Below are 21,288 nucleotides of genomic sequence, written 5' to 3' on the forward strand. Positions count from 1 at the left end.
CGATCCGAAAATTTCAAGGGCGGAGTATTTTATGGATTCGATGGTGCAGGATAATCTGGAAGACAACGGCAAGGCAGAGCCGGAGGTTCAGGACCTTTGGGACAGCCCTTCGCGCTTCGTCAACCGTGAATTCTCCTGGTTGCAGTTCAACCGCCGCGTCCTTGAGGAAACGCTGAACACAGCACATCCTCTGCTGGAGCGTCTGCGCTTTCTGTCGATTTCCGCCGCCAACCTCGATGAGTTCTTCATGGTGCGCGTCGCAGGTCTGGAAGGCCAGGTGCGCCAGTCTATCACCATGAAGACGCCCGACGGCAAGACGCCTGCCGAGCAGTTGGAAGAAATCCTCAAGGAAATCGACAACCTTCAGATGGAGCAGCAGGCCTCTCTGGCCGTGTTGCAGCAATATCTCGCCAAGGAAGACATCTACATCGTCCGTCCGGCATCACTTTCCGATGAGGACCGCGTATGGCTCGAGAACGAATTCGAAGCACTGATCTTCCCGGTCCTAACGCCGCTCTCCATCGATCCGGCGCACCCATTTCCCTTCATTCCCAACCTCGGCTTCTCCATGGGGCTGCAGCTGGATAGCGTCAACGGTCGCGAGCCAATGACAGCACTCCTGCGCCTGCCACCTGCGCTCGACCGTTTCGTGCGCCTGCCGGATGACAAGAATGCAATCCGTTACATCACACTCGAAGATGTCGTCGGCCTGTTCATCCACCGGCTTTACCCCGGTTATACGGTGCGTGGCTTTGGAACGTTCCGCATCATCAGAGACAGCGATATCGAGCTTGAGGAAGAGGCGGAAGATCTGGTCCGCTACTTCGAAAGTGCGCTGAAGCGCCGTCGCCGCGGTTCGGTCATTCGTATCGAGACCGACAGCGAGATGCCACCATCTCTGCGTCAGTTCGTGGTTCATGAGCTGGGTGTTCCTGATAACCGCGTTGCGGTTCTGCCGGGTCTTCTGGCGTTGAACACCATCTCGGAAATCGTCAAGGCGCCGCGCGAAGACCTGAAATTCGAGCCCTATAATGCGCGCTTCCCGGAGCGTGTGCGCGAACATGCGGGCGATTGCCTGGCCGCCATCCGCGAAAAGGACATGGTGGTTCACCACCCCTATGAAAGCTTCGATGTGGTCGTGCAGTTCCTGCTTCAGGCCGCCCGCGATCCGAACGTGCTTGCCATCAAGCAGACGCTCTACCGCACCTCCAATGACAGCCCCATCGTGCGCGCGCTCATCGATGCAGCCGACGCCGGCAAGTCCGTCACGGCGCTGGTGGAGCTGAAGGCCCGCTTCGACGAAGAGGCGAATATTCGCTGGGCGCGAGATCTGGAACGCGCTGGCGTTCAGGTGGTTTTCGGATTTATCGAACTCAAGACGCATTCCAAGATGTCCATGGTCGTGCGTCGGGAAGACGGAAAGCTGCGGACCTATTGCCATCTCGGCACCGGCAACTACCATCCGGTCACGGCCAAGGTTTATACCGACCTGTCCTTCTTCACCTGCAATCCGAAGATTGCACATGATATGGCAAACATCTTCAACTTCATCACCGGCTATGGCGAGCCGGAAGAAGGCATGAAGCTGGCTGTGTCGCCCTATACCTTGCGTCCGCGCATTCTTAAGCACATCCATGACGAGATGGAGCACGCAAAGGCGGGCGCGCCTGCCGCCATCTGGATGAAAATGAATTCCCTTGTCGACCCCGAGATCATCGACGCGCTCTATCGTGCAAGCGCGGCGGGTGTCGAGATCGATCTGGTAATCCGTGGCATATGCTGCCTGCGTCCGCAGGTGCCGGGCCTGTCCGACAATATTCGCGTGAAATCCATCGTCGGGCGCTTCCTGGAACACAGCCGCATCTTCTGCTTCGGCAATGGCTATGGCCTGCCATCAGACAAGGCGCTGGTCTATATCGGTTCTGCCGACATGATGCCGCGCAACCTTGATCGGCGCGTCGAAACGATGGTGCCTCTCGTCAACCCAACCGTGCACGAGCAGGTTCTTTCACAAATCATGCTTGGTAATCTCATTGACAACCAGCAGAGCTACGAGATACTTCCGGACGGTACGTCCAGGCGCATCGAGGTGCGCAAGGGTGAGGAACCGTTCAACGCGCAGCACTATTTCATGACCAATCCAAGTCTCTCGGGACGCGGTGAAGCCTTGAAATCCAGTGCGCCTAAACTGATCGCGGGCTTGATATCATCCCGCAAGAAACAGGCTGAATGACAAGATCTGAAGCACAGGGGCGGCTTTCCGGCATAGCCCCCGTTTCCGTCATCGATATCGGCTCGAACTCCGTTCGTCTGGTTGTGTATGAGGGTCTCTCACGCGCCCCCGCGGTGCTGTTCAATGAAAAGGTTCTGTGCGGGCTTGGAAAAGGCCTTGCATTGACGGGTCGCATGGACGACGAGGGCGTGCGTCGGGCATTGACTGCCCTGCGCCGTTTTCGCGCCCTTTCGCATCAGGCGCAGGCCCAGCAACTGTTCGTGCTGGCAACTGCCGCCGCGCGTGAGGCAGAAAACGGTCCCGATTTTATCCGCGAAGCACAGGCCATTCTTGGCTGCGAGATCGAGGTTTTGTCCGGCGAAAAGGAAGCGCTCTATTCTGCCTATGGCGTCATCAGCGGCTTTCACGATCCCGATGGTATTGCCGGCGATCTCGGCGGCGGTTCGCTTGAGCTTATCGACGTCAAGGGCGGCAATTGCGGCACGGGGATAACGCTCCCGCTTGGCGGGTTGCGGCTGTTCGAACAGTCCGGCGGTTCGCTGGAAAAGGCGACAAGCTACGCCAAGAAGCAGGTCAAAAGCGCCAAGTTGCTGTCGAAGGGTGAAGGACGCACGTTCTATGCCGTGGGCGGCACATGGCGCAACATCGCCAAGCTGCACATGGAAATCACCAACTATCCTCTGCATATGATGCAGGGATATGAAGTGCCACTGTCGGAAATGCTGAGCTTCCTCAGCGAGGTGATTGCCTCCAAGGATAGCAAAGACCCGGCATGGCAGGCCGTATCCAAAAACCGTCGCTCCCTTTTGCCCTTTGGCGCCATTGCGCTGCGCGAAGTGCTGGAAGTGATGAAGCCAGCCCGTATCGCCTTCTCTGCGCAGGGCGTCCGTGAAGGCTACCTCTACTCACTGCTCTCTGAGACTGACCGGCAGGCCGATCCACTGCTGGTGGCCGCCGACGAACTCGCGATCCTTCGCGCCCGCTCGCCCGAACACGCGCGCGAGCTTGCTGACTGGAGTGGGCGGGTCTTTCCGGTTTTCGGTATCGAGGAGACGCCGGAAGAAGGCCGATATCGTCAGGCCGCATGTCTGGTGGCGGATATCAGCTGGCGCGCGCATCCCGATTATCGGGGATTGCAGGCGCTCAACATCATCGCGCATTCCTCATTCGTTTCAATTACCCACCCTGGCCGTGCCTATATCGCACTGGCCAACTATTACCGTTTCGAGGGTCTGAACGACAACGGTACGACGGACGGACTGGCCAAGATTGCCACTCCACGGATTATCGAACTGGCAAAGCTGCTCGGTGGTCTTTTGCGGGTAGCCTATCTCTTCTCCGCATCCATGCCCGGTGTTGTCGATCACCTGCGTTTCCGCAAATCCGAAAATCCCGATTACGATCTGGAATTTGTCGTGCCGCACGACTACTGCGATTTTGCAGGGGAGCGGCTGGATGGTCGCCTGCAGCAACTCTCCAAGTTGACAGGCAAGAAGCTGGCCTTCGTCTTCGAATAGCACGTCTTGCGCGACACTATTTTGAAAACCGCCATGGTGTGAACCATGGCGGTTTTCGTTTGTGAGGTGCTTACTTCGCGTCCAGCAGGTCTTTGACTTCAAGCAGAACGAATTCATTGTCGTCTGCTTTGTCCAGCGCACGACCTGCCGAGAAGGGCAGGTTGTTGTCGTTGCCGACGACGATATGGGTGGCGTCGACGCGGTCCACGTTCTCGATGGTGACGAATGGCATCGTGTAGATACCGTTCTCGCTGCCCTGCTTGGCCTTCTTGTCAGGATCAGCAATCTTCATCAGGTCGATATAGCCGATCTTGCGGGCAGCCTTGCCAACATTGGCATCGCTCAACTCGATCTTGTAGATGCGTTTGAACTTCGCAGGCACGGCAAAGCAGGTGGCTTCCGGCTTCTTTGCATCCGGGCAGGCCTTGTCGGCTGTTCCGGCGCCATTATCACGTTCGATAACCAGTGCGGTGCTGTCATCCACCATATTGAAATCGCCGATGGCTTCGCCGCCCTCGCTGAGTGGATAAAGCCAGGCACGTCCGGTCCAGCTCTTGGTTGCGACATCGAGCTCAAGAATCCGCAGACCGGTCGCACCATCCTCCGTCTTCTCGACCTGACCTTCTGCATTGTAGAGCGGGCCTTCAAGCAGGCCGTAAATCTTCTTCCCGTCTTTCGACAATGCCATGCCCTCGAAACCGCCTGAACGTTTCAGGTTGAAAGCGGGCAGCTTCTGCGTCGGGTTTCCTGGCAGGGATAGCGTCGGGTGATCTGGTGACTTGACCTCGATCTCCCCCGCCTTCGTTGTCACGACGTCCAAGAGCTTACCATCACGGCTGAACTTCAGGACATAGGGGCCAAATTCTTCACCGACCCAGAAACCGTCAGCGGTCGGCTGGATGGACTCAACATCGAAATCCGCACCGGTCAGATAGCGTTTATCAGAACCTTCCATGACGATGGGGAAGGGTGCCTTCTTGTCAGGATCGGAAAGGAACACTGTTTCAAGTGCTTCGACCTTGCCGCCGTCCCAGTCGAACTTGAGATGGTGCAGCATGAGCATCGAGTCGCTTGAATTCGCCTTTGAGCCAAAGCCGTTGTCGGACAGGCTCCAGAAGGTGCCATCATCCATGGCCTTGATCCCAGAAAAGCCCTGCATGGCCTGTCCGGCGAATGGCATGGAAAGGCCGGTCGCACGCACGCCATCCTTGCCCGGTACGGTGCCGAGAGCATCGGTGCGCTTGCGGTCTGGCGTGGTAAACTTGCCGGAGGTCTTGAGGTGCGCCGGCGCGTCTTCAGGCGCAGCGATGATCGTATTTGCAGGCAGGACGGCCTGCGAAACGAGCTTTGCAGGAAATTCCTTTCCCGCGGCATGAGCGGAGACAGTGCCGAGCAGTATAAAGGCGGCGGAGGCGAGGAGGGTGTTTTTCATGGAATGACCTTCGGTTTGCATATGCAATGCACGGACCGTTAGGCAAGCTTCATGACAGCCACTTGAATTCCCTTTGAAGATTTGATGACGCTGATAAATTAAATCAGTCTCAGCTTATGCTCGCCTGACGGCTCAATGCGCAGACGCCCAGTGTCTGCCCGCGACCCTTGACCGCGTGCTCTCCGAGATACTCGCTCTTGACGCCCTTTGGCAGCAGAAGCTGATGGGCGAGATCGGCGGAGATGAGGACGGGATGCCCGAGCATTTTGCTGAGCATCTCAAGCCGGGCAGTCGTATTTACGGTGTCGCCGAAATAGGTGATCTTGTGGTGATCCACGCCGATTTCAGCGGTAATGACCGGGCCACCATGAATGGCAAAGCGAAGCTTTGGTACTGTGCCGAAACGTAAAAGCCAGTCCGCCCGGTTTGCCTCGATGGAGGCGAGAATATCGAAGACGCAATTGATACAGGCTGCGCGCCTGATCGCCATATGATAGGGCCAGGTGATGATGGCCGCGTCCCCGATATAGTCGTCGATCACACCACCATGCCGCCTGACGGGCCCGGCATAGACCGAAAACAGTTCACCCAGATATTCCTGCGCGCGCAGGTCGCCATGCGTCTCGGCAAAAGATGTCGAGCCCACGAGATCAACGAAAAGGAAGACGCGCTCTTCAGCGACAGGTCGGCGGTAACGCCCGAGAATGAGATCGATGAAGATGTCCCGTCCCAGCAATTCGCGGACACGCATGACGAAGACGATAATGGCGCATACACCAAGCGTGAACACCAGCGTCTGCATTTCAGCGTGGACGGCCCGTCGCCAGCTGGTGGGCAGGATGCCTGTCGCCCAAAGGATGGTGCCGCCAAGACCGAAGCCGCAGAAGACCAGAACGGCATAGGCGGCAAAGGCCGACAGGATATAGGCGGGCGTTGGCAGCATACTGATTCTGCGCGACAGGCCGGGCATTATGTAGCCGCGTTCGAACGCCAGAATGGGCGCGCAGGCAAACAGCGCATAGGTCGCGCCGATGAATGCGCCGCCACCATATTCCAGAAATGCATAGGCGACACCGCTTCCGGCAACCGCCAGAAACAGCATCACATAGTCCAGCATTGCCAGAATTTTTCTCATCGTAACTCTTTTTCAGAACGGCAGAGTCGTCCTGGGATTGCAGCAGAAATGGTATTCCATCCCCGATGGCTGCGACCATATTGTGGAAAGGGTGGGGCCAAAAGTGATGTTTTGGTAATATGTGCGGATGCGATGCTGATGTGACCGACTTGCATCGGTCCTATCAGCCCGACGGCCGGTGATCGGCCGCCTTTCATTTAATTCCGGTCTGTAGCGGTTGTTAAACGATGCCGCCTATTGCGGCAGTTCAAGTGCTTCGACCTTTTTGCCCGCGAAGCGCAGAGCGACTTCACCGCGAATCAGTTTCAGGGCCGGTTCGCCAAAAAGATCACGACGCCATCCGGCAAGTGCGGGAACCTCGGCATTCTCGCCATCGGATGCTATCTTGTCGAGGTCTTCGCTGTTGGCGATTACCTTGGCGGCGACCCCATGCTTGTCAGCCGTCAGCTTCAAAAGCACCTTGAGAAGCTCTACCGCTGCGCCAGAACCTTCAGGAGAATGGCTCTGCCGGGGCGGGTGGGGCATTTCTGCCTTTGGCAGGGCAAGTGCAGCGTTCACGGTTTCGATGATTGCGGTGCCTGAAGACGATCTTTCCCAGCCTTTCGGCACCGTGCGCAGACGCGATAGCGCATCCGTGTCCTTGGGCTGCTGCTGGGCGATTTCAAAAATCGCGTCATCCTTCAAGACCCGCGAGCGAGGGACGTTCCGGCTGCGCGCCTCGCGCTCACGCCATGCGGCAATGAATTTCAGGATCGCGAGTTCTGTTGGTTTGCGCAGGCGAGACTTCAATCGCAGCCACGCATCGTCTGGATGCATGTCGTAGGTCTCGCGGGACTCAAGGATATCCATCTCTTCCTTGAGCCATGACGAGCGACCCTCCCGCTCAAGCTGCGCCTTCAGCGCCAAGTAGACATCACGCAGATGGGTGACATCGGCCAGCGCATAGTCAAGCTGCTTCTCCGTCAGCGGGCGCCGGCTCCAGTCCGTGAAGCGCGATGATTTGTCGATCTGCACGTTCTTGATCTTCTGCACGAGCTGATCATAGGAAATCGAGTCACCAAAGCCGCAGACCATTGCCGCAACCTGCGTGTCGAAAATGGGATGCGGGATCAGGCCGCCGAGATGGTGGACGATTTCGATGTCCTGCCGTGCCGCATGGAAAACCTTGACGACATCAGGATTGGCCATCAGTTCGAACAGCGGCGAAAGGTCTATATCCTTCGCAAGTGGATCGACCAGCACTTCGAGCGTGGGACTCGCCATCTGAACAAGACAGAGCTGGGGCCAGAAAGTCGTTTCGCGTAGAAATTCCGTATCGATGGTAATGAATTCGGATTTCGCCAGCTCCTTGCAGGCCTCAGCGAGTGCAGTGGTCGTTTCAATCATTGTTTTTTTGCCGCTCATGGAAAGTATCAAACTTACTTTCCCTTTGAAGCCGCCATGTCAATACAAAGCCGGCTGTTCTTTCGGCTATCGCGCATCTTTCCGACACAGATGTTACTCTTCCGGCCTTTTTTTATCCTGATCGGGCGAAGGCGGTGCTGCCAGCTTCGTAAAATACGCAGAGGTGCGCAACAGCGATCGGAAGCGCCAGTTCCGTTGCTCAGGCGGAACGCCGGCCCGAACGGTCAGCCGATAAATCGTGTAGATCATGAAGACGATCTGGATGGCCGCCGTATAGGCAAACAGGGCTTTGGGCCCGAAGACATCGATGAAAACGGAGGCGAGCAGCGGCCCCGCCGTGGCACCAAGCGACCAGAAGAACAAGAGCCCCGCCGACATCATGGCGTGTTCACCGTCCTTGGCGTGGTCGTTACCGTGGGCGGAACTGAGCGAGTAAAGCGGCAGCGCAAAGGCACCGAAAATGAATACGCCGATGACATTCCTGATTTCATCATTGCCGGCGAAGAAGGACAGAAATAGTCCGGTGACGACGGAGAAGGCCGTGGTCGTGAGAATGACGATGCGCCGGTCGTAACGGTCCGAGTAGGCTCCCAGCGGATATTGCAGCACGACACCACCGATAATGCCAGCGCTCATGAATGTTGCAATCGAGGTGACGGAAAATCCGATCTGTTCGGCGTAAATGGGGCCGATGTTGCGAAAGGCAGACATGCTGAGACCGACAGCGATACAACCGATGACGGCAAGCGGCGAAATCCGCCAGACGGCAAAGAGGTTGAACGGCACCTGGTTGGGTGGCGCCGGGTTGGATTTGTCAGCCAGCGATATTGGTACGATGGACAATGCGAGCGCCATGGCGATGATGGAAAAGATCGCTGGCCCCTCGATGCCCGCAGCCGGAATGACATATTGCGCCAGCGTCACGGAACCGAGATCGACAAAGCGATAGATGGACAAGGTGCGCGCACGGTTTGAATTCGTGACCTGCGCATTGATCCAGCTTTCGATGGTCGCGAAAAGACACGCGACGGCGATGCCGATGATGAAGCGCATGACGAACCAGAACACCGGATTGGTGATGAGGATCATGGTGATCGATGCTGCCGACGCGATGGCGGCCATGGCGGAAAAGACTCTGATATGGCCGATCCGACGCAACAATCGGGTAACGCTGATGCAGCCAACGGCAAAGCCAAGGCTGTAACCCGCGCTGATGAGGCCGATGGTGCTTGGCGAAAACCCTTCAGACAGTCCGCGCAGGGCGATGAAAGTTCCCTGCAGTCCGTTGCCACCGATGAGTATGCCCGCTGTCAGCAGCAGCGGAATTAGGGGTCTGATCTGGCTCATGCAATACACATCGCGTGTCTGGAGTGCGTCGGGGAAGGCTATAACAGCGATATCCGATTCTGCGCGGTCAAATACGTCTAAAGACGGCTCTGGACGGGACAATATTGCGCTTTGCCTTGACAAATCAGGCGGGCCGTGCGCTTTTCCGCCCGATTTAGAATACGCGATCCATGTGCGAGATCGCCGCTATGTTTCAGGATAACAAAATGCATCGTTACCGCAGCCACACCTGTGCCGCTCTCCGCAAGTCGCATGTCGGCGAAACTGTTCGTCTCTCCGGCTGGGTTCATCGTGTGCGAGATCACGGCGGCGTTCTCTTCATCGACCTTCGCGACCACTACGGCATCACCCAGGTCGTTGCCGACCCGGACAGCCCGGCATTCAAGATTGCCGAAACGGTTCGTGGCGAATGGGTCATCCGCATCGACGGTCTGGTCAAGGCCCGCTCTGACGACACCGTCAACAAGGGCATGGCGACTGGCGAAATCGAGCTTTACGCGCAGGAAATCGAAGTTCTGGCCGCTTCCAAGGAACTGCCGCTGCCGGTCTTCGGCGAGCCCGACTATCCTGAAGATGTGCGCCTCAAGTACCGCTTCCTCGACCTACGCCGCGATACGCTGCACAAGAACATCATCAAGCGCACGCAGATCATTTCCGACATGCGTCGCCGCATGGGTGATATCGGCTTTGCCGAATATTCCACGCCGATCCTGACGGCATCTTCGCCAGAAGGCGCGCGCGACTTCCTCGTGCCGAGCCGTATTCACGAAGGCAAGTTCTTCGCGCTGCCGCAGGCACCGCAGCAGTACAAGCAGCTTCTGATGGTGGCCGGTTTCGACCGCTACTTCCAGATCGCGCCATGCTTCCGCGATGAAGACCCGCGTGCCGACCGTCTGCCGGGCGAATTCTACCAGCTCGACCTCGAAATGAGCTTCGTGACGCAGGAAGACGTCTGGGAAACCATGGAACCCGTCATTCGCGGCGTGTTCGAGCAGTTTGCCGAAGGCAAGCCTGTCACGCAGAATTTCCGCCGCATTGCCTATGACGATTCGATCCGCACCTACGGTTCTGACAAGCCGGACCTTCGCAACCCGATCGAGATGCAGGCCGTAACAGATCATTTTGCCGGTTCCGGCTTCAAGGTCTTTGCAAACATGATTGCATCCAACCCGAAGGTCGAAGTCTGGGCGATCCCGGCCAAGACCGGCGGTAGCCGTGCATTCTGCGACCGTATGAATGCATGGGCGCAGTCGCAAGGGCAGCCGGGCCTCGGCTACATCTTCTGGAAGGAAGAAGACGGCAAGGTCGTCGGTTCAGGTCCGCTCGCCAAGAACATTGGCGAAGAGCGCACCGAAGCCCTGCGCGTTCAGCTTGGTCTCGAAGCAGGCGATGCCTCCTTCTTCGTGGCTGGTGACCCTGCCAAGTTCTACAAGTTCGCAGGCGAAGCCCGCACACGCGCAGGCGAGGAACTGAACCTGGTGGACCGCGATCGCTTCGAGCTGTGCTGGATCGTCGACTTCCCGTTCTTCGAATATAACGAAGAAGAAAAGAAGATCGACTTCGCCCACAACCCGTTCTCCATGCCGCAGGGCGGAATGGACGCGCTGGAAAACCAGGATCCGCTGACGATCAAGGCCTACCAGTACGACATGGTTTGCAACGGCTACGAAATTGCTTCGGGTTCCATCCGTAACCAGTCGCCTGAACTCATGGTCAAGGCATTTGAGAAGGTTGGCCTCAGCCAGCAGGACGTGGAAGATCGCTTCGGCGGCCTCTACCGCGCATTCCAGTACGGCGCGCCTCCGCATGGCGGCATGGCAGCCGGTGTGGACCGCGTGGTTATGTTGCTGACCGGCACCAAGAACCTGCGCGAAATCACGCTGTTCCCGATGAACCAGCAGGCACAGGACCTTCTGATGAACGCCCCGGCACCAGCCACTCCGACCCAGCTTCGCGAGCTGGCACTGCGCGTTGTGCCGACGCAGAAGAAAGACTGAGCTGACTGAAGAAGGCCAGCGGCAACGTTGGCCTTGAGCCCTTCAAAATACGCACTCGGTAAAATCGGTGAAACATGCGTCGCCGGCTTCTCCGTCATCCCGGATCAAGTCCGGGATGACGGCGAGATTCTCAGCGATTTCGACCTCATGAACTTCATCAGCATTCTCAAGGCCAGCGGTGACGCTGGCCTTATTACGTTTTACGAGGCGTTTCTGGAATTTGATAACCTCACCTCCGTCATCCTCGGGCTTGACCCGAGGATCCAGCAGCGCCGCGTCTGCGGCGCGTGAGAGTATTTCGCGATCAATGACTTGATCGCGCTGGATCTCGGATCAAGTCCGGGATGACGGACCGAAGGAGGCGCAGCTCTCCGCGATTTAGCCCTCATGAACCTCATCAGCATTTTCAAGGCCAGCGGTGAGGCTGGCTTTTTTGCTTCTCAAGCGCAAAACGCCGAATAAAAAAAGCCGCCGGATGCTTATCATCCGGCGGCTTTTCAATATCGAAAAGAACAGACTATTCGTTGGCCGTAACCGTCACGCCCAGCACCTGCGGGATGGTGTTTGGCGCACCCATGGCCGCACCCATGATCATGGGGAAGGGGACGGGCTTTGCCGGTTCTGCCGAGATCGTGAAGTTCTTGGGATCATCGATATAGGCATTGACGGCAGCTGAAACGGCGTTTTGCAATTCAGGTACATTCAGCTGGGCCATCATCAGGGGAACCATGCCCTTGATGGTCTGCGATAGCTGCTCGCCGGTCATGCCCTGTTCGCCAGCGGCGTAATCGATGGCGCGCTTGGTGATGCTGGCATCTTCAAAGGTGATCTCGGCGCTGTTGAAGCTCAACTGCTGAATGAGACCAAGCATGGCGAGACCAGCTGCCTGATCCGCCTGTTCTTTGTTGGGGTTGGCGGCCTGCGCCTTCACGGCTTCCTGCATGGATTTGATGAAGTTCAGCGTATAGCCGGAGAAGCTGAAGGCCATGTTGAGACGGCCGACATCCTTCAGGTCGATGGCATACTCATCGACACTCAACGTGCCGGGAGCCAGTTCCCAGGAGCCGCTCATGGTCAGGTCGCCGCTCAACTGCTGAACCTTCAGCTTGTCGATGGCTTCCTTCGTCTTGGGGTCGGTCACGCCGGAAAGGTCGGCCTTGAAGCCGCTGGCGTTGAGATCGAAGCTGATGGTGCTCTCATCCTCGCTCTGGGTCATCGTGGTGGTTGTTTCAGCCACGGAGAAGCTTTCCTTCTCACCCAGCTTCACCACGACAGGGCCGCTATGCGCTTCGTCATACAGCAGCATCGAGTCCAGTTTACCGGTGGTGGTGTCGGCCGGCACGGTGACGCCAGTCATGTAGATGTCGCTCGCATCGATGGAGATGCCGTCCTGGGCAAACTTCACATTATCGAAGCTCATCTTCTCGATGGTGTATCCGCCTTCGTCTTCTTCAACGCCATCAAGCGTGACGTTGCCGACAGGGATCTTCTGCGAAGGATCGGCCGCAGCGCCGAAGGTAACGCCGCTGAAAATGACTGTGCTGCCCTTGACCGCAATGGACTTTGCTTCGACAGCTGCGCCCTGCACGGTATAGGCGGCGTTGATCTTCTTGAGCAGATCGGCGCCATCGAGGGCGAACGCTGGTGATGCAAATGCAAACGCCGCAGCGCTGGCAAACAGAACTTGCCGGGTGGATTGAAGTCTCATTCTGTCTCTTCCTCGTAGGTATGAAATCTGGCGATCGACAACTGGATTCGTGCATTTATATCCAGAGCATAGCTCCGGTCTATTACATTCGTAGGTGGTAACGAATGGCTGAATTGCGGCATAAAAACAAGATTAACGAAAAATATACGGCCAACCGGCGTCATCCACAGCAGAGAGGCCCTGATTCCTTGCCGGAAAACCGCATTTCCGCTAGTCAAGCAGCATGGGAAAAAATCTTGTGCCTCCGTCCGGCGGAGACGACGAAAACATTCATCCGGTTGACCTGAAGGCCGCGCTAGAAGAGCGCTATCTGGCCTATGCGCTGTCGACCATCATGCACCGTGCGCTGCCGGATGTGCGCGATGGCCTGAAGCCCGTGCATCGCCGCATCATTCACGCCATGAGCGAGATGGGCATTCGCCCCAACTCGGCGTTCAAGAAATGCGCGCGTATCGTCGGTGACGTCATCGGTAAATTCCACCCGCATGGCGACCAGTCGGTCTATGATGCGCTGGTGCGCCTCGCGCAGGATTTCTCGCAGCGTTACCCCATCGTCGACGGGCAGGGCAACTTCGGCAATATCGATGGCGATGGCGCTGCGGCCTATCGTTACACCGAAGCGCGCATGACCGAAGTCGCGGCCCTTCTGCTTGAAGGCATCGAGCAGGATGCGGTTGATTTTCGCCCGACCTATAACGAGGAAGACGAAGAGCCGGTCGTCATGCCGGGCGCATTCCCCAACCTTCTGGCAAACGGCACATCAGGCATTGCCGTGGGCATGGCCACCAGTATTCCGCCGCACAACGCCCATGAGCTGTGCGATGCGGCGCTGCGGCTGATCAAGAACCCGGACGCGACTGTCGAGGATCTGATGTTCGACCCGGCCCATCCTGAACGGGGTGGTATCGAGGGGCCGGATCTTCCCACCGGCGGCATCATCACCGAAAGCCGCGAAAGCATGATGGAGGCCTACCGCACCGGGCGCGGCGGTTTCCGTGTGCGGGCCAAATGGGTTGTCGAAGATCTCGGCCGTGGCGGCTACCAGATCGTCATCACAGAAATTCCCTATCAGGTGCAGAAATCCCGCCTGATCGAAAAGATTGCCGAGCTGCTTCTGGCGCGCAAGCTGCCGCTGCTGGAAGACGTTCGCGATGAATCCGCCGAAGATGTGCGCGTCGTTCTGGTTCCGAAGAGCCGTACGGTCGACGCCACCTTGCTGATGGAATCTCTGTTTCGCCTGTCGGACCTCGAAAGCCGCATTCCGCTCAACATGAACGTTCTGTCCATGGGCCGTATTCCCAAGGTCATGGCGCTGAACGAAGTGTTGAAGGAATGGCTGGACCACCGACGCGACGTGCTGCTGCGTCGTTCGCGCTTCCGCCTTGCCGCAATCGACCGTCGCCTGGAAATTCTGGGCGGCTTGCTGGTTGCCTATCTCAACATCGATGAGGTCATTCGCATCATCCGTGAAGAGGATGAGCCGAAGCCCGTGATGATGGAGAAATGGAGCCTGACCGATATTCAGGTCGAAGCCATTCTCAACATGCGGCTGCGCGCCTTGCGCAAGCTGGAAGAAATCGAAATCCGCACGGAATTCGATGGGCTTAGCAGCGAGAAGGCGGAGATCGAGTCGCTTCTGGCTTCCACCGAAAAACAATGGCAGACGATTGCCTGGGAAATCGGTGAAACCAAGAAGAAATATGCCAAGGCAACCAAGCTTGGTGAGCGCCGCACGCAATTTGCCGATGCGCCGACCGCCGATATGGATGCCATCCAGCAGGCGATGATCGAAAAGGAACCGGTCACCATCGTCATCTCGCAGAAGGGCTGGATCAGGGCGCTGAAGGGCCACATGACGGATACGTCTTCGCTGACCTTCAAGGAAGGCGATGGCCCGAAGCTTGCCTTCAACGCCCAGACGACGGACAAGCTGCTGCTGGTCACGACAGGCGGCAAGGCCTACACGCTGGGCGCAGACAAGCTGCCGGGCGGACGCGGCCATGGCGAGCCCGTGCGTATCATGGTGGATATGGAGAACGATCAGGATATCCTGACCGCCTTTGTACATGATGCATCACGCAAGCTGATGCTCGTCTCCACAGCTGGCAATGGCTTCGTGGTGGCCGAAACGGAAATGGTGGCCAATACCCGCAAGGGCAAGCAGATCATGAACGTATCCATGCCGGACGAAATGAAGCTGGTCGTGCCTGTCACCGGCGATCACGTCGCAGTGGTTGGCGAAAACCGCAAGATGCTGACCTTCCCGCTGGCGCAGGTCCCCGAGATGTCACGAGGCAAGGGCGTGCGCCTGCAACGCTACAAGGATGGCGGCATATCGGATGCAAAATGCTTCGCGCTGGCAAGCGGCCTGACATGGGCTGACAGCGCCGGCAGAGCCTTCTCGAAGGTGGGGGATGAGCTGCTGGAATGGATGGCCGACCGCGCCACAGCAGGACGCACCGTGCCGAAGGGCTTCCCGCGCAGCGGCAAATTCGGCGGCTGACGAAACGCCGCCCATCGAAAGATGGGTGGGCAGGCAGCCCTAAGTTTCAGTTTGCATGGCAGGCTGTTGAAGCGCGGCTTCTTGGCCACCGGGCTCTAGAGCGTGACCCGCTCGACAGGGCATCAGGCAAAAAGAAACCCGTCGAAGGCGGATCATCCATCCTCGACGGGTTGTTCACAGCCGGGCTGTGGTCGGACTTAAAGCGGATTAGTCATCCAGCTTGTCATAGTCCAACTTGGGAGCGTTCGTAAGCGCATCCTTGGTGGTGTCGACATAGGCCTTCCATGTGCCATTGTCGTTGTTGATGGCGACCGACGACGGGTCGAGAACAACGTAGCTCTTGTCGATACCGAGGAAGCCGCCGACGCTGGCAACAAGACCGATAACGGACTTGCCATCGCCAATCACGACATCTTCAATTTCACCGATTTCTTCGTTCTGTGCGTTGTAAATATCCATGCCCTCAAGCTGCGAGGCTGTCAGGTCTGTCTTCTGCACGTTGACGAACTTCAAAGGACCATTTGCCTTGGTGCCCATGGTAATACCAGGACCCGACAATGCAGCATCCGCGCCAGCAGCCGCAGGAGCGGCTGGAGCCGGTGTCGACGTCTGCGCATAGACAGCGGAGGCGGACAGAACTGCGGCGGCAGCGAGTGCGAAAACCTTGTTTTTCATAATGTTTCTTCCCTTTCAGTGTCGGACACGGTGTCCGGGGGAAGAACGGGGTGAGGGCGGATTTGGTTCCGTACTGCACTCATACACAAAATACCCTAACTTTGGATGGCGAAAAGATTGCCTAAGTTGTCGTACTAGTTTCAGGGCCTCTTATTGTGGTCCGGTTGTATTTGCTGCTATCTGTAAAATTGCCAATGATCTCAGTTCGTGTTTTTTGACAGAGGTGTGGCGAAGAACTTTCCAGGTGGAGCGAACTTTTGAAGATAGCTGAGATCTTTAGAACAACTGGGCAGCCTACCATCACATATGTGCCGAGGGATTCCGGGCACTATGAAGCTCGGCTTAACGGTTACCTGGATGAACGCGGACAGCTTTGTTTAATTACAGGCCCATCAAAGACGGGAAAGTCTACGCTGTATAAGCGCGTTCTTGCTGACCGCGGACAGCTTCCCTTGGTAGTCCAGTGCACAGCAGAAAAGACTTGTGCAGATATTTGGAAAGAGGCTCTGGCGTCAGTCAATTTTGAACAGGCCAAACATATCACTTCGACATCAACAACGAAATTATCTGGCACGGCTGAAGTCGGCGGAAAATTTGGCTGGAAATGGTTGGCCGAAGTAACAGGCCGGTTTTCTGGAACTGTCGGAAACGAAAACGCAGATTCCGTTTTGCGTGAGCGTTTCCTTGCAGATCCATCACCAGATTTATTGATACCGATTTTGAGTGAGACAAATGTCGTGCTTATCATCGAAGACTTTCACTATCTCCGCGATCAAGAAAAAATCTTGTTATTTCAGCAGTGGAAACGCTTCATTGACAGCGAGGTCACAATCCTCGTTCTAGGAACAACGCACCGTTCTATAGACATCGCTAACAGCAACAAGGATTTAATAGGTAGGATCGCGCAAATTGATGTGGCGCAATGGTCGCAATCGGATTTGGAGAAAATTGTCTTACAGGGCTTTGGACATCTCAAAGTCGATTTGCATTACGAGGCCTTAGAAAAAATATGCGTTGAAGCAGTCGGGCTTCCAATTATCGTGCAACAAGTATGCCTTCAATTAATGACGGATTTAAAGGTTTATGTCGCATCTGATGTAAAAGCTCACCGAGTTAGCAAAATTGAAATTCAACAAGTTAGGTCTGCCTTTACAAACGTAGCTAACGGTAAGTATTCGCAATTTGGAACTTACTACAATACATTGATTCGGGGCCCAAAAGAAAAGAATAGAAAGTATAAAACGTATGAGTTAATACTTGCCTGTTTTAATATGGATCCGATCTCATTTTCACTTACTAGATCAGAGGTGAATGCGCGCCTCTCTAAAATGGGTCTTTCGAACGATGAGCGACCACCAGCAGCATCTCTAAATTCCACTTTTGGCGCGTTGAAAAAATTCCAAGATAAACGAAAGTTTCAGTTACTAGAGTGGATGGCTGGGGAAGACAGCCTCTATATCGTTGAGCCATCATTCCTTTTCTATGTACGTTGGCGGATAAATAGAGAAAAAACCATTGGAATCCAGCTGGATCTTTTTGAACTGCTGCTAGAAAATATTCGCACTTCTTCAAGTAAGTAAAACTTAGGCCGTAACTCGCGGGTGTCTTGTAGAGCGAACGCTCGGGCGTTTTGCAAAGGCGCGTCGGCGTGGCTGGCGATGGCGTAAAGGGCATCATGGGGTAAACCAAGTACCGTGCGCCCGAACTACCCGTCGACAGGCCAAAAAATGCGCTGCCGCTTCTGTCCCTTTGCACGGTCAGCGACTTCTAAACGGCTGTCAGGCATCTCGTAGTTTTCGGGGCGCCGACTTGGTGGAGCCGCATTGACGCCCAATATGACGACGCCGAGAGATCTGATGGTGCCGGAGGCAGTCATTCCTTTCAGTGGTTTCCCAACGTGGCAAAAATCGCGCCAACTTCGTTGATTGCCATCATCGCTATGCCGAAGGTAAAGGACGGATCGGCCATTTATCGCTCGTCATCCGGGCGATAGATGGTGAAGGGCAGATCGGCGTTCGACGTCGTAGAGGGGATATGGCGGGCCAACGTGGCCGCCAATACCGGCAGTGACTTCCGACACTAACGCGTTTACGGATAATGCTAGCACTCTCGCAAGCAAGCTCACGCCGAATTATCCTGTTTTATCGGCTATCGCCCCGGTCGCCCCGTCTTCCCCTTCGTCCGACCCTTGCGCTTCTGCTCACCCGAGTCCTCATAGCTCCCCACGCCCACCTTGCCGCGCGCGATTGGGCGGGGGTCGTTTTTGGTGTTGGGGTTCAGGCCGGGGTTGGCGCGTTCGGGTTGGCCTTCGAGCAGGGGTGAGAAGCGTTTGCCGTCTTCGGTTTTTGGCTTTGGCGGCACGGCTTTTTTGACCGGCTTTTCGGTGCGGCCAACGGTCATTTCGTCGAGGCTGTTCTTGCGGAACAGGGGTTTGGCGGTGTCTGTGCCGGGGCCCATGTCGTCGAGGGTGGGTTTCTGAAATAGTGAGGTCGATGCGCGCTCGCTACCCTCTGGGCTACCACCCATCTCAGCCTCAAGGAGCGGGTTCGAATCGGAGCGGGTGCCCGGGCCAGTCTTCTTGCCGGGTTTGCCCTTTGCGCCGCTTTCCAGCGATTTGGCTTCTTCCTTCGCAATCGGGTCGTCCATGGCGGCGAGTTCGGCGGCTTTGAGGCGTTTGATTTCGTCGCGCAGGCGGGCGGCCTTTTCGAAGTCGAGATCGGCGGCGGCGTCGCGCATGGATTTTTCCAGCGCGTTGAGGTGCGCCTGCAGGTTGTTGCCTACCATATGGCCGCCATCTGCAAAGCCTTTGCCTGAAGTGCCGGAGATATCGGCGCGGACGTGGTCGCGCTCGTAGACGCTGTCGAGAATGTCGGAAATGCGGGCCTTGACGGACTCAGGCGTGATGCCATGTTCCTCGTTATAGGCCATCTGCTTTTCCCGGCGGCGGCTGGTTTCTTCCATCGCCCGCTTCATCGAGCCGGTGATGTTGTCAGCATAGAGAATGACCTTGCCATCGACGTTACGCGCCGCACGGCCAATAGTCTGGATCAGCGATGTCTCCGAGCGCAGGAAGCCTTCCTTGTCGGCATCGAGAATGGCGACGAAGCCGCATTCGGGAATGTCGAGACCTTCACGCAGCAGGTTAATGCCGACGAGCACGTCGAATGCGCCGAGGCGCAGGTCGCGGATGATTTCGATACGTTCCAGCGTGTCGATGTCCGAGTGCATGTAGCGGACGCGCACGCCCTGTTCATGCAGATATTCGGTCAGGTCTTCGGCCATGCGCTTGGTGAGCACGGTGCAGAGCGTGCGGTAACCCTTGGCGGCGGTTTCGCGAATTTCGCCGAGAACATCATCCACCTGGCTGCGGGCGGAGCGGACTTCCACCGGCGGATCGATGAGGCCGGTGGGACGGATGACCTGCTCGGCAAAGACGCCGCCGGACTGTTCCATTTCCCAGGCGCCGGGTGTGGCCGAGACAGCCACGGTCGGCGGGCGCATCGCATCCCACTCTTCGAAGCGCAGCGGGCGGTTATCCATGCAGGAGGGCAGGCGGAAGCCATATTCGGCCAGCGTCGCCTTGCGCCTGAAGTCGCCGCGATACATGCCGCCGATCTGGCTGACGGAAACGTGACTTTCATCGATGAACAGCAGGGCGTTATCAGGGATATATTCAAACAGCGTCGGTGGTGGCTCGCCGGGGTTACGCCCGGTCAGATAGCGCGAATAGTTTTCGATGCCCGCGCAGGAGCCGGTGGCCTCCAGCATTTCGATATCGTAGCGCGTGCGCTGTTCCAGACGCTGCGCTTCCAGCAGACGCCCGGCCTTCTCCAACTCCGCAAGGCGGCCCTTCAGCTCTTCCTTGATAGCGCGGATGGCGCCATTCAGCGTCGGGCGCGGCGTGACATAGTGCGAGTTGGCGTAGATCTTCACCGATTGCAGATCGCCAGTCTTTTGGCCGGTCAGCGGATCGAATTCGGTGATCGAGTCGATCTCGTCTCCAAACATGGAGATGCGCCATGCGGCATCTTCCAAGTGGGCAGGGAAGATTTCGATGGTATCGCCGCGCACGCGGAAAGATCCGCGCTGGAAATCCATGTCGCGGCGCTTGTATTGCTGGGCCACGAGATCGGCCAGAAGCTGGCGCTGGTCCAGCCTGTCACCCACGGCCATCTGGAATGTCATGGCGGTGTAGGTTTCGACCGAACCGATACCATAGATGCAAGAGACCGAGGCGACGATGATGCAATCGTCACGTTCCAGCAGTGAGCGCGTGGCCGAGTGGCGCATCCGGTCGATCTGCTCGTTGATGGAGGACTCCTTCTCGATGAAGGTATCAGAGCGCGGCACATAGGCTTCCGGCTGGTAATAATCGTAGTAGGAAACGAAATATTCCACCGCATTATCGGGGAAGAAGTTTTTGAATTCCGAATAGAGCTGCGCCGCCAGCGTTTTGTTGGGCGCGAGAATGACGGCAGGGCGTTGCGTCGCTTCAATGACCTTGGCCATGGTGAAGGTCTTGCCGGAGCCGGTGACGCCCAGCAGCACCTGCGACCGTTCGCCGGAATTGATGCCCTCAACCAGATCGGCAATCGCCGTTGGCTGGTCGCCAGCGGGTTCGAAGTCCGAGGCCATGCGGATAGTTATGCCGCCTTCGGATTTGGCCGGGCGGGCAGGGCGGTGGGGCGTCCACAGCTTGCCATCCTTGAACAGCGGGTTGCCGCTTTCGATCAGTGCCGACAGAGCCTCGACCGTTGCCGTTACCGCGCCGGTGGCAAGATTTTCCGCATCCTCAAGGCTCACATCCATGCCCGCGACGGGGTTGAGACCTGCGGCAGCACGTGTCTTCGGGTCGTTTGACGCGCCGATGGAAACACCGCGCGACGTCTTCTGCGCGCTTGCCTTCTTGTTGACGCTGCCGCCGCTTTTGGCTTTCTCGGCTTCTTCTATCGCCTGTTTGCGCGCCTCGCTCTCGATTTTCTTGCGATGCTTACCAGCCTTGGATGCGACTTCCCGCTGCGTTTCCACGGAAGATGCTTCCGCCTCCGCTTCAAGCTGCTTTACCCAGTCAGAAACGCTGCCGGAGAGCGGCGCGCCTTCAAATGGGGCTTGCGGCATTTCCGCAAAGCCATCGGAGCGAGAGGTGGTGTTGTCGGAGGATTTCTTCGGTGATCTGGCCATGGTCGGAATATGGAGAGAGTCCAGTTGAAAAGGAAGGGGCGGGGAACAAAAAATGAGTACAAACAGGAAACGTTGAAGCTCAGGGAACCGGTTGCGAAGGCTTTGCGTTCTTCACGCGCTCTCACCACCCGGTTAAAGGGCGCGTCAAAATCCTGT

13 protein-coding genes are annotated in these 21,288 nt (G+C 57.0%); 6 read left to right on the top strand and 7 right to left on the bottom strand.

What is annotated here, in order from left to right; all coding sequences use genetic code 11:
* The first annotated feature begins 31 nt into the window (after positions 1 to 31).
* Positions 32 to 2,233, top strand: a complete 2,202-nt coding sequence (locus QRN85_RS10580; protein ID WP_062587017.1) for an RNA degradosome polyphosphate kinase — start codon at positions 32 to 34, stop codon at positions 2,231 to 2,233.
* On the top strand, positions 2,230 to 3,750 hold the full coding sequence (ppx, locus tag QRN85_RS10585; RefSeq protein WP_284757891.1) for an exopolyphosphatase: 1,521 nt from the start codon (positions 2,230 to 2,232) through the stop codon (positions 3,748 to 3,750). Before QRN85_RS10580 ends, ppx begins: the two co-directional genes overlap by 4 nt.
* 70 nt (positions 3,751 to 3,820) lie before the next feature.
* On the opposite strand, the gene QRN85_RS10590 is transcribed toward ppx, so the two are convergent.
* The 4 genes from QRN85_RS10590 to QRN85_RS10605 form a co-directional block, all read right to left on the bottom strand.
* Positions 3,821 to 5,182 carry an esterase-like activity of phytase family protein gene (locus QRN85_RS10590; protein ID WP_284757893.1) on the bottom strand — a complete coding sequence of 454 codons (1,362 nt, stop codon included), beginning with the start codon at positions 5,180 to 5,182 and terminating at the stop codon, positions 3,821 to 3,823.
* A gap of 109 nt (positions 5,183 to 5,291) precedes the next feature.
* Positions 5,292 to 6,317 carry an adenylate/guanylate cyclase domain-containing protein gene (locus tag QRN85_RS10595; RefSeq protein ID WP_112961378.1) on the bottom strand — a complete coding sequence of 342 codons (1,026 nt, stop codon included), beginning with the start codon at positions 6,315 to 6,317 and terminating at the stop codon, positions 5,292 to 5,294.
* A gap of 234 nt (positions 6,318 to 6,551) precedes the next feature.
* Positions 6,552 to 7,703: a ribonuclease D gene (gene rnd, locus QRN85_RS10600; protein ID WP_062587266.1), complete on the bottom strand. Its 1,152-nt coding sequence runs from the start codon at positions 7,701 to 7,703 to the stop codon at positions 6,552 to 6,554.
* A gap of 111 nt (positions 7,704 to 7,814) precedes the next feature.
* Positions 7,815 to 9,068, bottom strand: a complete 1,254-nt coding sequence (locus tag QRN85_RS10605) for an MFS transporter (protein ID WP_284757897.1) — start codon at positions 9,066 to 9,068, stop codon at positions 7,815 to 7,817.
* A 206-nt stretch (positions 9,069 to 9,274) separates the two neighbouring features.
* On the opposite strand from QRN85_RS10605, the gene aspS reads away from it, so the two are divergent.
* Positions 9,275 to 11,065 carry an aspartate--tRNA ligase gene (aspS, locus tag QRN85_RS10610; RefSeq protein ID WP_113093051.1) on the top strand — a complete coding sequence of 597 codons (1,791 nt, stop codon included), beginning with the start codon at positions 9,275 to 9,277 and terminating at the stop codon, positions 11,063 to 11,065.
* Positions 11,066 to 11,098: 33 nt separating this feature from the next.
* Positions 11,099 to 11,356 (top strand): hypothetical protein, encoded by a 258-nt coding sequence (locus QRN85_RS10615; protein ID WP_284757900.1) that lies wholly within the window; start codon positions 11,099 to 11,101, stop codon positions 11,354 to 11,356.
* Between the two features lie 226 nt (positions 11,357 to 11,582).
* Here QRN85_RS10615 and QRN85_RS10620 read toward each other — a convergent pair whose 3' ends face one another.
* Positions 11,583 to 12,773, bottom strand: coding sequence for an aq_1923 C-terminal domain (locus QRN85_RS10620; RefSeq protein WP_112961384.1), 1,191 nt, complete (start codon positions 12,771 to 12,773; stop codon positions 11,583 to 11,585).
* A gap of 223 nt (positions 12,774 to 12,996) precedes the next feature.
* Here QRN85_RS10620 and parC point away from each other — a divergent pair, with 223 nt between their 5' ends.
* Positions 12,997 to 15,276 carry a DNA topoisomerase IV subunit A gene (gene parC, locus QRN85_RS10625; RefSeq protein ID WP_284757902.1) on the top strand — a complete coding sequence of 760 codons (2,280 nt, stop codon included), beginning with the start codon at positions 12,997 to 12,999 and terminating at the stop codon, positions 15,274 to 15,276.
* Positions 15,277 to 15,483: 207 nt separating this feature from the next.
* On the opposite strand, the gene QRN85_RS10630 is transcribed toward parC, so the two are convergent.
* Positions 15,484 to 15,951, bottom strand: a complete 468-nt coding sequence (locus QRN85_RS10630) for a PRC-barrel domain-containing protein (RefSeq protein ID WP_112961388.1) — start codon at positions 15,949 to 15,951, stop codon at positions 15,484 to 15,486.
* A 257-nt stretch (positions 15,952 to 16,208) separates the two neighbouring features.
* On the opposite strand from QRN85_RS10630, the gene QRN85_RS10635 reads away from it, so the two are divergent.
* Positions 16,209 to 17,531 (top strand): AAA family ATPase, encoded by a 1,323-nt coding sequence (locus tag QRN85_RS10635; RefSeq protein ID WP_284757906.1) that lies wholly within the window; start codon positions 16,209 to 16,211, stop codon positions 17,529 to 17,531.
* A gap of 568 nt (positions 17,532 to 18,099) precedes the next feature.
* On the opposite strand, the gene uvrB is transcribed toward QRN85_RS10635, so the two are convergent.
* Positions 18,100 to 21,132, bottom strand: a complete 3,033-nt coding sequence (gene uvrB, locus QRN85_RS10640) for an excinuclease ABC subunit UvrB (protein WP_284757908.1) — start codon at positions 21,130 to 21,132, stop codon at positions 18,100 to 18,102.
* Positions 21,133 to 21,288: the final 156 nt, after the last annotated feature.

Source organism: Agrobacterium sp. fls2-241-TYG-188a, assembly GCF_030209845.1.